The 12725-nt window shown below is 43.7% G+C and carries 11 protein-coding genes and 1 rRNA gene; all 12 read right to left on the bottom strand.

Translation table 11 applies throughout. The features are described 5' to 3' along the window. Positions 1–41 precede the first annotated feature (41 nt). Positions 42–1121, bottom strand: coding sequence for a DNA integrity scanning diadenylate cyclase DisA (gene disA, locus E0485_RS24515; protein ID WP_132420648.1), 1080 nt, complete (start codon positions 1119–1121; stop codon positions 42–44). A gap of 81 nt (positions 1122–1202) precedes the next feature. Continuing rightward, the gene (radA, locus tag E0485_RS24510) at positions 1203–2570 is read right to left on the bottom strand and encodes a DNA repair protein RadA (protein ID WP_132420646.1); all 1368 of its coding nucleotides are present in this window, start codon (positions 2568–2570) and stop codon (positions 1203–1205) included. Between the two features lie 163 nt (positions 2571–2733). After that, entirely contained in the window at positions 2734–5178 is a 2445-nt protein-coding gene (locus E0485_RS24505; RefSeq protein ID WP_132420644.1) for an ATP-dependent Clp protease ATP-binding subunit, read from the bottom strand. 60 nt (positions 5179–5238) lie between these two features. Then, positions 5239–6309: a protein arginine kinase gene (locus E0485_RS24500; protein WP_132420642.1), complete on the bottom strand. Its 1071-nt coding sequence runs from the start codon at positions 6307–6309 to the stop codon at positions 5239–5241. Between the two features lie 12 nt (positions 6310–6321). Further along, the gene (locus E0485_RS24495) at positions 6322–6867 is read right to left on the bottom strand and encodes a UvrB/UvrC motif-containing protein (RefSeq protein ID WP_132420812.1); all 546 of its coding nucleotides are present in this window, start codon (positions 6865–6867) and stop codon (positions 6322–6324) included. Between the two features lie 50 nt (positions 6868–6917). After that, positions 6918–7379, bottom strand: coding sequence for a CtsR family transcriptional regulator (locus E0485_RS24490; protein ID WP_132420640.1), 462 nt, complete (start codon positions 7377–7379; stop codon positions 6918–6920). Positions 7380–7552: 173 nt separating this feature from the next. Continuing rightward, the gene (locus E0485_RS24485) at positions 7553–8236 is read right to left on the bottom strand and encodes an LrgB family protein (protein WP_132420638.1); all 684 of its coding nucleotides are present in this window, start codon (positions 8234–8236) and stop codon (positions 7553–7555) included. Further along, positions 8229–8594 (bottom strand): CidA/LrgA family protein, encoded by a 366-nt coding sequence (locus E0485_RS24480; protein WP_132420636.1) that lies wholly within the window; start codon positions 8592–8594, stop codon positions 8229–8231. Before E0485_RS24480 ends, E0485_RS24485 begins: the two co-directional genes overlap by 8 nt. A gap of 46 nt (positions 8595–8640) precedes the next feature. Next, positions 8641–9915 (bottom strand): isocitrate lyase, encoded by a 1275-nt coding sequence (gene aceA / locus E0485_RS24475; protein WP_407944878.1) that lies wholly within the window; start codon positions 9913–9915, stop codon positions 8641–8643. Positions 9916–9960: 45 nt separating this feature from the next. Next, positions 9961–11571: a malate synthase A gene (aceB, locus tag E0485_RS24470; protein WP_132420632.1), complete on the bottom strand. Its 1611-nt coding sequence runs from the start codon at positions 11569–11571 to the stop codon at positions 9961–9963. Between the two features lie 14 nt (positions 11572–11585). Continuing rightward, positions 11586–11753: a DnaJ-like cysteine-rich domain-containing protein gene (locus tag E0485_RS25310; RefSeq protein ID WP_165921293.1), complete on the bottom strand. Its 168-nt coding sequence runs from the start codon at positions 11751–11753 to the stop codon at positions 11586–11588. A 713-nt stretch (positions 11754–12466) separates the two neighbouring features. Beyond that, positions 12467–12583: ribosomal RNA gene (gene rrf / locus E0485_RS24465) — 5S ribosomal RNA — on the bottom strand. Positions 12584–12725: the final 142 nt, after the last annotated feature.

Here is a 12725-nt window from a genome sequence, read left to right as displayed (position 1 = left end):
TCTACCCAATAACCTATCGCAATATAAAGATTGTATGAGAATTATATATGTCTGTCAATAAAGACCTGGTCCTTAATTCGTTTTAAACCGTCTTTAATCGCACGGGCTCTTACTTCCCCAATGCCATCGACTTCATCCAGTTCTTCAATTGTTGCAGACAAAATATTAGGCAGGCATTCAAATTCCTCGATCAGATTGTGAATTATGACTGATGGCAGACGCGGGATCATACTTAGAACACGGAAGCCGCGAGGAGCTACTGGTTCATCAACGATCGTACTTGTATTCGGATAACCTAGCAAGCGAATGAAATGCCCTGCTTCTGGAATGTCATCGCTATTGCTCCGAATAACAGAATTAAATACTTCTTTAACCTTATCTTCGTTCATGTCTCGAATATAGTCTTTGATAAGTAACCGAGTTTCATTCCCCGTATTACCAACCATTTCTTCAAGCTGCATAGAAATTAAGCGACCTTCAGTTCCTAATTCTGTAATAAATCGTCTGATCTCACTCTTTATACGTAACACCATCTCAACACGTTGCAAAACATGTGATACATCATGTAGCGTAACAAGCTCTTCAAACTCAGCGGCTGTCAGATTCGTGAGTGCTTGATCCAATTCAATTTTGTACCGTTCTAAAGTTTGGATCGCTTGATTCGCCTTCGTCAGAATGACACCAATATCTTTGAGCGAATAGCGCAAGTTGCCTTGATACAAAGTGATAACATTCCTTCTTTGGGAGATGGAGACAACAAGTTTGCAGGTTTGCTTTGCAACACGCTCTGCTGTACGATGGCGAATTCCCGTTTCTGTTGAGGGAATCGACGAAAGTGGATTCAACTGTGTGTTGGCATATAATATTTTTTTGGTATCTTCGCTAAGGACGATTGCTCCATCCATTTTGGCAAGTTCATATAAATAAGAGGGCGAGAAATCGCAGTTAATGCTAAAGCCGCCATCAACAAGTGTTTTCACCTCATCTGAGAATCCAACTACGATTAGAGCGCCTGTCTTAGCGCGTAGTACATTCTCTAATCCATCTCGAAAAGGTGTACCTGGCGCCACAAGCTGCAGCAACTGGGTCATCACATCTCTCTTGTTCTCTTCTTTTATCATTTATTATCCTCCTGCAAGAAGAAACGGCTTTATCATGCTTATGATTCCTTCGTTCCTTAGGGTACATCAATCTCTCTATAATTAACCTAATGCTGCTTTAAGTGCATCTGTTATTGTATTCACACCAATTAATTCAATACCAGGCGGAGGTGTTAATCCCTTTAAGCTTTTGGCCGGTAAAATAATACGTTTAAACCCCAGCTTCTGCGCTTCTTTCACTCGTGCATCTACTCGAGATACGCCGCGCACTTCGCCTGTCAGTCCAATCTCTCCGAATACAACATCATGGGAATTGGTTGCATTCTCCTTCAGCGATGAGGCAATGGCGATTGCAACAGCTAGATCAACCGCAGGTTCATCCAGCTTGACACCACCCGCTACATTTAAATAAACATCCTGAGTCTGCAAGAACATTCCCACTCGCTTCTCCAGTACCGCGACAATTAACGAGAGTCGATTATGGTCAACACCCGTTGCCATACGTCTTGGTGATGGGAAATTCGTTGTAGAAACTAACGCCTGAATTTCGACCAGAATAGGTCTAGTTCCCTCCATTGCGGCTACAACGCTTGAACCTGCAACGCCCATCGGACGTTCCGATAAGAATAATTCCGAAGGATTGCTAACCTCCACAAGTCCTTCTTCTCTCATTTCAAAAATCCCAATTTCATTCGAGGACCCGAATCGATTCTTCACCGCTCGTAATACTCGATACGTATGATGGCGCTCTCCTTCAAAATATAATACGCAATCCACCATATGTTCAAGTAACCGTGGTCCTGCAATTGCTCCTTCTTTAGTCACATGTCCAACCAGAATCGTAGCGACACCCTTCATTTTGGCAATGCGCATAAAATGACCTGTACACTCACGAACCTGCCCTACTGTACCTGGAGCCGAAGTAACTGCTGGATGATAGACCGTCTGAATCGAGTCAATCACCACCAGGTCAGGCTGCACCTCTTCAATTGCTTCTTCAATATATTCAAGATTCGTTTCGCAAAGTACATATAATAGAGGAGAATTAGCCCCGAGACGGTCTGCTCTTAGCTTGGTCTGTTTCACCGATTCTTCACCCGAGATATAGAGCACCTTATGACCTGAATGTGCAAGTGAATGGGATGTTTGCAGCAGGAGTGTAGATTTGCCAATTCCCGGGTCTCCACCGACCAAAATAAGTGAGCCTGGTACAATCCCTCCTCCAAGCACACGATTCAGCTCCGCATTGGCCGTCCGTACCCGATCCTCAGGTGCGCATTCTACATCAATAATAGGCATTGGCTTCTGCTTTGTCGTCCGCATACTAGAAGTAAGACCTGGCGAGCGCGTAGGCGTCTCGATTTCTTCCGTCATTGAATTCCAGCTTTGACACCCTGGACATTTGCCCATCCATTTTGGAGATTCATAACCGCATTCACCGCATACAAATTTACTCTTCACTTTACTCACTGCTTATTATTTCGCCCCTTTACACCTCTCCTTATCATATTTAGTTTATCATTATTAATTGCTCTATTAAAGCCTTATTCCTTTCACGCAAAAAAGACATTGAAGTATGTCTGGCAAATAGATGCCATAACATACGTTCAATGTCCTTAATAATTGTTTCAATTTATTTAGCTTCCACTGTATTTTCATTCTTGTTTACAACAAGTTCACCGTTCAGTTCATCGATCACGACAGAATCGCCTTTCACAATGGCACCTCTAAGTAGTTCTTCCGACAAGCGATCTTCAATATGCTTCTGGATCGCCCGACGCAGCGGCCTTGCACCAAATGTTGGGTCATAGCCTTCTTTAGCTAAGAACTTCTTGGCACTATCGGTCAGTGTAAATTCGATTTCTTGCTCCTTCAAACGCTTGCGAAGCTCTTCTGCCATGAGGGATACAATCTCCGCAATATGACTCTCATCAAGGGAATGGAACACGATAATTTCATCAATCCGGTTCAAGAACTCCGGACGGAATGATTTCTTTAGCTCGCCCATCACTTTATCCTTCATATTGTCATAATCTCTACCTGAATTCTGTACAGCTGTGAACCCAAGCGTTGAATTCTTCTTGATCATTTCCGCGCCGACATTGGAGGTCATAATAATTAAAGTATTGCGGAAATCAACGGTACGTCCCTTGGAATCAGTCAGGCGTCCATCTTCAAGAACTTGCAATAGTACGTTAAATACTTCTGGATGCGCCTTTTCGATCTCATCCAATAATACAACCGAATACGGCTTACGACGAACTTTCTCTGTTAACTGTCCGCCTTCCTCATATCCTACATATCCTGGAGGCGCTCCAACTAAACGGGAAGTTGAATGCTTCTCCATGTACTCCGACATATCGATCCGAACAACGGCGTTCTCATCACCGAATAAAGATTCAGCGAGTGCGCGAGCAAGCTCTGTTTTACCAACACCCGTTGGTCCTAGGAAAATGAAGGAACCCATTGGACGCTTCGGATCTTTCAACCCTGCGCGAGCTCGGCGAATTGCACGGGATACGGCTTTGACAGCTTCTTCTTGACCGATTACACGTTCATGAAGAATGCTTTCCATTTTGAGTAGACGCTCTGTTTCCTCTTCTGCCATCTTTGTAACTGGAATTCCTGTCCACGATGCCACAATATGTGCAATATCGTCTGGCGTAACTTCGGTATCCATACGACCTTGCTTTTCTTTCCATTCATTCTTCGTCGTATCGAGTTCTTCACGCATCTTCTGCTCCGTATCACGAAGACCTGCTGCTTTCTCGAACTCTTGACTCTGAACCGCTGCATCCTTCTCTTTGCGGATATCCTCCAGCTTGTTCTCAAGCTGTTTAAGACTAGGCGGTACAGTGTATGAGCGAAGTCTCACTTTGGAGCTCGCCTCATCGATCAAGTCAATCGCTTTATCCGGCAAGAAACGATCTGAGATGTAGCGATCGGATAGCTTAACCGCTTCAATAATGGCCTCATCGGTAATCTTAACGCGGTGATGCGCTTCATAGCGATCACGTAAACCGTAAAGAATTTGAATGGCTTCTTCAGGTGATGGCTGATCCACTGTAATCGGTTGGAAACGGCGCTCAAGCGCTGCATCCTTCTCGATGTACTTGCGGTACTCATCGAGCGTTGTAGCACCAATACATTGCAGCTCACCACGCGCTAACGCAGGCTTCAGGATATTGGAAGCGTCAATCGCTCCTTCTGCACCACCTGCACCAATTAACGTGTGCAGCTCATCAATGAACAAAACAATGTTATTCGCTTGGCGAATCTCATCCATGATTTTCTTGAGACGATCTTCAAATTCGCCTCTATACTTGGTACCCGCTACGACTGAACCCATATCGAGTGTCATCACGCGTTTATCTTTAAGCGTTTCTGGAATTTCGTTATTAATAATTCGCTGCGCCAACCCTTCAGCGATCGCCGTTTTACCGACACCAGGCTCACCGATTAGAACAGGATTGTTCTTTGTGCGGCGGCTAAGCACCTGAATAACGCGCTCAATCTCCTTAGCGCGACCAATCACAGGGTCCAAATTCCCTTCCCTAGCCGAAGCCGTTAAATCACGTGCCAAGGAATCTAACGTAGGCGTACTTACGTTCGCACTCGGACTATGGGAGCTGGAAACGACTTCGCTTGATCCTAGCAATTGCAATACTTGTTGACGCGCTTTATTTAATGACACACCCAAATTACTTAGAACACGGGCAGCCACACCTTCACCTTCACGGATAAGACCAAGTAAAATATGCTCTGTTCCAACGTACGTATGACCAAGCTTACGCGCTTCATCCATTGATAATTCAATCACTTTCTTAGCGCGAGGTGTATAGGCAATATTTGTTGGCTGCTCCTGGCCTCTGCCGATTAATGCTTCCACTTCATCTTGGATTTTTTCTAGTCCCAGGTTCAGTGCAATCAAGGCTTTGGCTGCAATCCCTTCACCTTCGCGAATGAGACCGAGCAAAATATGCTCTGTACCGATATTGTTATGTCCTAATCGAACTGCTTCCTCTTGCGCTAAAGACAATACTTTCTGAGCTCGTTCTGTAAATCTCCCAAACATCATGATCTGCACCTCCAAGATTTTAATAAATATATTAATTTATGTTAATAATAATTCGCTAGTTTAAATAATTCTGTCTCCCTGCATACGTTCGCGAATGATCTGTGCCCTGCGCATGTCTCGCTCATCTGCAGACAATTTCGTTCCCGCATGCTTCTGTAAGAAACCTGGCTGTGTCATCACCAGCAGTTCATTAAGCACATTAATTGGCACATTCTTGATAATGCCTAAATCTACACCCAGCCTTACATCTGAAATGCGCTGAGCACCTTCTTTGGAATCGATCACAGCCGCGTAAGAGAGTATACCAAGCGATCTAGATACACGATCAATAATCCGTGTTTTCATCTCTACCATTAGCTTACGCCGCTCAGCACGTTCATGCTCAACAATTTGACGTACAACACTGTGCAAATTATCAATTATTTCTTCCTCGGATTGTCCTAACGTGATTTGATTCGAGACCTGAAATACATTACCAACCGCTTCACTGCCCTCACCATATAACCCCCGTACAGTCAAGCCAACCTGTGTGACAGCTGTAAGGATTCGATTGATTTGCTGCGTGATGACAAGTGCAGGCAAATGCATCATAACGGAGGCCCGAATTCCTGTACCCACATTCGTCGGACAGCTTGTTAAATATCCTTTTTTCTCATCATAACCATAATCTAGCTGCTCTTCAAATATATCATCTAATCGATTTGCAATTTCCCAAGCTTCCCTTACTTGAAAGCCTGGACATAAGCTTTGAATTCGCAGATGATCTTCTTCATTAATCATAATGGCAACCGATTCTTGATCATTAAGCATAACGGCCCCATTGCGCGAATCATTCGCCAAGTTCGGAGAAATAAGATGTTTCTCAACGAGCACCCGCTTCTCCGTTTCATTCAAATCGGATAGTGGAATCATCGTAAGCGGTGTAATGGCATCGAGGTCCCCGCTATCAACAACTTTGGCCACACGATTAAGGACATCCTGCGATTGTACATTCGTTGCAAGCATAGGGAAAGGTACATCACTTAGATTTCGAGCAAGTCGCACCCTCGAAGAGATAACAACATCCATATCTGGACCTTCTCCCCGCATCCACTCACTTAAAGCATCGTTAGTAAAACGAGTATGAGTCATGATCTTTCCTCCTTAGCTGCTTGCCTGATCTTTAGTAGGAATTTTCTTCTCTAATTCGCGAATTTGGTCACGAATTTCCGCAGCCATTTCGAACTCTTCTGATTCTATTCGAATCTGCATCTCTTTCTTAAGCAATTCTATCTCACGCTTGTGCTTAATTATTCCACCTGAGCGTTTAGGTACCTTACCTACATGAACTGTATTACCATGCACGCGTCTAAATAGAGGATCAAGCTTTTCTGCAAAATTCTTATAGCAATGAACACAGCCAAATCTGCCTATCTTGCTGAATTGTGAATACGTGAGTCCACAATGCTCACAGTATATGGTTTGGATAGGCTTAGTTGCAAATCCACCTACACCTGCTGAGGTTGAAGGATCAAAGTCAAGGAGCCCAGAAAGCAAATTGTGGATGGAAAAGCCATTTGTAGTTCCAGGAATGAGATCCCCTTTCTCGCGGGCGCAAGATTCACACAAATGAAATTCCGTTTTTTCTCCATTCACAATCTTGGTGAAATGGAGTGTTGCTGGTTTCTTATTGCATTCTTGACATACCATCATAATCCCTCCCGCTTCTATATTATTCTGACAAATTTTCATGTACGAAGTTACTTGCTAAGCAATGTAATCAGCATGGATTTCAGAATCCTCGCTCGAAGCTGATCACGTAACGGAAGCTTCAGGTTCAGAGTATCCCGTGAAATCGCTGCTTTAATGAGATTCGCTTCACGAACCGTAATATGTCCACCTTCATGAAGCCGATAGACCAAGCCTTCAGAAGAAGTCTGATCAATCTGATCCTGAATCGTATGGAAAATAAAATCCAAAATCGATCCGCAGGACTGCAAGTGGATTTTCTGAATGCGAATATATCCGCCTCCACCGCGCTTGCTCTCCACTAGATAACCCTTCTCAAGGGTAAATCTCGTGGATATCACATAATTGATTTGAGAAGGGACACATTCGAAGCGGTCAGCTAGCTCGTTGCGCTGAATCTCTACCGCGCCTTCAGGACTCTGCTGTAACATATTCTTCAAATGCTGTTCTATCATCTCAGATACGTTACGCATTCCAACCCCTCCTGACTTTGACTTTCTTTGACCTTAAGTAAATTATACTGCTTGCAATTTAGATTTGCAAGCGGAATGAAGGCTAACGCCATAAACACCGATAATCTTATTTTGTACAATAATACTTGTAATATTCCTTGCGTTACATCCTTATGTAGAAAGACTTCTTGTTATCAATGAAACAATCCGTATAACGGAATAAACAAGATCGCTGATGCAATTCCTGCTAACCCCATGGCTAGTCCACTTAAACTTCCTTGAAATTCTGAATGACGAATGACGGCCGCTGTACCTATCCCATGTGCTGCTGTTCCCATTGCTATACCAATCGGAACATCGCCTTGAATCCTGCATACACGGAGCAATCCCGTTCCTATCATACTTCCTATAAGACCCGTCAATACTGCGAATATGGCACTTAACTCAGGTATCCCTCCAAGCTGACGAGAGATTTCAATCGCGATGGGAGCCGTCGTTGATTTGGGCATCATGCTCAGCATCAATTCCAGATTTCCACCCATTAACCACACAATTGATCCTGCACTAATTATCCCGGCAGCGGAACCAACGGATACGCCTGAAATGATGGCAAATGCATGCTTACGGATCAACTCTCTATTCTTATACAAAGGTACACCTAGGGCAACCGTAGCAGGGCCAAGGCAGAATGCAATCACATCCCCACCAAGCTTATAGTACTCGTAAGGAATATTGCCAATCACAAGCAAAGTCATAATGCTGCCTGCACAAATAAATAAAGGATGCACCCAGCGCAATCTCTTATTTACACGTAAAGCAACGAAATAAGCAGCTATAGTAATTGCGATTCCTATAAATGAATATAGAAGGTTAAGCATCAAGCTCACCTTCTTTCACGATTCTCTTCTCTTTACTTAGGAATGCAGTTACCCAGCCCGTCACTAAGAGCACAACTGAAGTACAGGCAATTAACGAAATGATAATGATCAATCCATACTGTTTAAGCAGAGGATAGAAAACAATCGAACCAACCACAAATGGCACAAAAAACAGCATCATATGCTTCGTCATCCATCGTGCCGACGCTTCAACCCATTGCACCTTCACGATCTTGGTGTACAACGCAAGGATGAAAAGGAGCAAACCGATTAGATTAGCTGGTAGTGGTACTTGCAGCCAATCTTTAAGAAGCATACCGAGTAAAGAAAATACAAGTAAAATGGCAAAACCAAGCATATGTGCCTCCCAAATAATAAACTACAATATATCTACATCATGAATCTTAATGAAATTGTTCTGCCTCCGTAGAATTCATATAGGCAGTAGTAGAAGATGTCCCTCCAGATATGACCCCAGATACTTCATCAAAATATCCCGTCCCTACCTCACGCTGATGCTTCACTGCCTCGTAGCCTTCCGACTCCAACATGAATTCTGCTTGTTGAAGCTGAGAGTAGGCAGACATCCCGCGCTCTTTATACCCTCTAGCCAGCTCAAACATGCTGTAGTTCAATGCATGGAATCCTGCTAAAGTAACGAATTGAAATTTATAGCCTAACTTAGCAAGCTCCTTCTGAAAATTCGCTATTGCATTTTCATCTAACTTTTTGTTCCAGTTAAAAGATGGTGAGCAGTTGTACGCTAACATTTTACCAGGAAATTTCGCATGGATAGCTTCTGCAAAACGCTTCGCTTCGGCCAAATTAGGCTCTGATGTCTCACACCAGATGAGATCTGCATAAGGAGCGTAAGCAAGGCCTCTGGCTATTGCTTGATCAAGACCATCTCTCGTTCGATAGAATCCTTCCTGCGTGCGCTCACCCGTTAGAAATGGACGATCATACTCATCTACATCACTCGTGATCAGATTCGCTGCATTGGCATCTGTTCTTGCAATAAGTACAGTATCAACTCCCAGTACATCTGCTGCCAATCGAGCTGCTAACAGATTCCGTACGGCCTGCTGTGTAGGAAGAAGCACCTTGCCGCCTAAGTGACCGCATTTTTTCTCAGAAGATAATTGGTCTTCAAAATGTACAGCCGCCGCACCTGCCTCAATCATCGCCTTCATCAGCTCGAATACGTTCAAAGTGCCTCCGAACCCAGCCTCTGCATCTGCAACAATCGGAGCATAGAAATAAGTATCGTCCTTCCCCTCTGAATGTTGAATTTGATCGGCACGCTGCAAGGCTTGATTAATTCGCTTTACCACCTGAGGAACACTGTTTACAGGATACAAACTCTGATCAGGATACATATGACCTGCCAGATTAGCATCCGCTGCTACCTGCCAACCACTCAGATATATAGCTTGAAGCCCCGCCTTAACCTGCTGCACCGCCTGATTCCCCGTCAATGCACCTAGCGCTGGTATATATTCCTCTGTATTTAGCAAATGCCAGAATCGCTCTGCACCTAATTTAGCGAACGTATATTCTATTTGAACGGAACCTCGTAATTTTACAACCTCGTCTGCCGTATATGTTCTTGTTACACCACGCCATCTCGGCGTACTCCAGCTATTTCGCAACTCTTGAACTTCTCGTTCTTTATTCATTCCCATTTTCATCTTCCTCTCCAATTGTACTTATAAATGGATCCATTAATCCAGTCTTTCATAAGCGGAAATTGTTAAAAATTCTGCAAAATCATCCGATTCAATTAAAGCTGTAAATAGACTCCGCGCTTCATCAAATTTACCTTGCTCGAATGCTTCTATTCCTTTTAACTGCAAAATCGTATCCATCTCTTCTTCTATCATCTTAAGTACCAAAAGCGTCGTTATTTTCGTACCGTCCTCAAGCACGCCTTTTGGATGCCTGATCCATTGCCACACTTGTGTCCGGGATATCTCGGCAGTTGCTGCATCTTCCATAAGATTGTAGATCGGCACAGCTCCTGAACCTCTTAGCCAAGCTTCAATGTATTGAAGTGCAACGCTTATGTTAAGCCGCAGCCCTGACTCTGTAATCGTCCCTGCAGGGACAGCCAGTAAATCTGTTGCACATACATTTACATCTTCACGTTTAATGGTGTTAATCTGGTTCGATGTAGGCATTCTAGCGTCAAAAGCTTCCATTGCGATTGCCACCAACCCGGGATGTGCTACCCATGTACCATCATGACCAGCGTCTGCTTCTCGGACTTTATCTGCTTTTACCTTGTTCATGGCAGCTTCGTTTGCTATAGGATCGTTCTTGATCGGAATCTGTGCTGCCATACCTCCCATCGCATGTGCGTTACGCCTATGACAAGTACGAATCACATATGACGTATATGCTTGCATAAACGGTACAGTCATCGTCACTTGAGCACGGTCAGGCAAGATAACAGAGGGATGATTCTTGAGTTTTTTAACATAGCTAAAAATATAATCCCAACGCCCACAATTCAGGCCAGCACTATGATCACGAAGCTCGAACAAAATTTCATCCGCTTCAAAAGCAGCTAATATCGTCTCAATCAACACCGTCGCCTTGATGGTACCTTGTGGTATACCAAGCTCTTCTTGCGCAAAAATGAATACCTCATTCCATAGCCGTGCCTCTAAATGGTTTTCAAGTTTAGGAAGATAAAAGTAGGGACCTGAGTTCCGTTCCATTAGTTCGTGAGCATTATGATAAACAAATAATCCAAAATCAAACAAACTTCCTGATACAGGCTCCCCATCTACTAGCGCATGCTTCTCATCCAAATGCCAGCCTCTGGGCCGAACAAACAACGTAGCTATCTTTTGCCCTAAGTTATACACTTTACCTTCTGGACTTACATATTGCAGCTCTCGCCTAATCGCATCACGCATGTAAATCTGCCCCGAGATCGTATTATCCCAAGTCGGTGAATTCGCATCTTCATAATCAGCCATAAATACACGCGCACCTGAGTTGAACGCATTGATCACCATTTTGGCATCCCCAGCAGGACCCGTAATTTCTACTCTTCGATCTTGTATATCCTCCGGTACAGGTGCTATGCTCCATTCACTCTCCCGTATGCTCCTCGTCTCAGGCAAGAAATCAGGTAAATTACCTGCATCAATCTGATCCTGCCTTAATTTACGTGCTTTGAGCAACATCTTACGCTTGTGATTAAATCGTTCGTGTAATTTACCTACAAATGCTAATGCGTCTGGTGTCAGAATTTCATCATAAGCTTCAGATGGCAAAGCAGTGATCGTCACACATCCTGAGCGCTGATCCCTAGTAAGCTCCATTCAGAGTAACCCCCTTAATTAACTTCCACCACTTCCAAATGACCGCTGCCATTGCAACGACTGCACTCTACCACACCATGTCCGCGACACTTCAAGCACTTATGCCCTCCAGCATCTTCACCAGTTCCCGAACAAGCAGAACACATCGAGTCCCCATTCCCTAAGCAATCATAACAATCCATCTTCGTTCCCCCTTCGCCTTAACTGTTATACTACAGATATTAAATTCAAGTTTAAACTATTATATAACAGATAATTCTGAAAAGTGAATTATTTTTTGTGGATTTTCAAAAAAATGTTGGAATGAGCTCGCGTTGGTACGGATGAGTGTGCTAAAAGTGTGTATGCTGCTTAATGTGTAGGGGAGAGTAATGAGAGGGGTTTTGATCGCTCGGTTGCTTAAGAGACATATGTAACCTATGAGACTTATGATACATAAAAGTTTGCGGTATTTTGTCGAGTTTTGTTGAATGTGTTGCACAAAGTAGGTTATTCTGCAGATATTCGAAGGCCGGATCATGGAGTTGCTCCAGATGTTTGCGGGTTCTGGCATGAAACTGCAGCAATATTCGAGAGTTGTATCATGAAACTGCTGCAATATTGTAGAGTTCTGGCATGTAGTCGTAATAGCGGACTCTGAGGTGCTTATTCGGATAAAATGGGGGGAATTCGTAGAAATAGCGGATTCTCAGGTACCTATTTTGAAGCTGCATGCCGCAAAACGCTCATTTCGCCAGTTCCTCCAAAATTTAAGTACCTCAAAATCCGCTAATTGTGGGAATGCTCGGGTTTTCAAGTAAATAAGCACTCCAAAATCCGTTATTTTTTTGGGTGCACAATATTGAGGTACACAAAAAAACAAGCCACCATTCATAAAGAACAGTGGCTTGTAGTTGCTTGGCAACGTCCTACTCTCCCAGGATCCTTCGATCCAAGTACCATCGGCGCTGGAAGGCTTAACGGTCGTGTTCGGGATGGGTACGCGTGGTTCCCTTCCGCCATCGTCACCAAACATGCATTTGTGAACAAATGCGGTTCTTACAAGGTATTGTACCTTGAAAACTAGAAGCGAATTGAAAGTAAATCTTAGTATATCATCCAAATTGGTTAAGCCCTCGACCTATTAGTACTTGTCAGCTCCACACATTGCTGCG

Origin of the sequence: Paenibacillus albiflavus (assembly GCF_004344915.1) — a bacterium.
GTDB lineage: Bacteria > Bacillota > Bacilli > Paenibacillales > NBRC-103111 > Paenibacillus_AM > Paenibacillus_AM albiflavus.
Note: the sequence above shows the minus strand (reverse complement) of the source record. Positions and strands in the feature narration are given on the sequence as shown.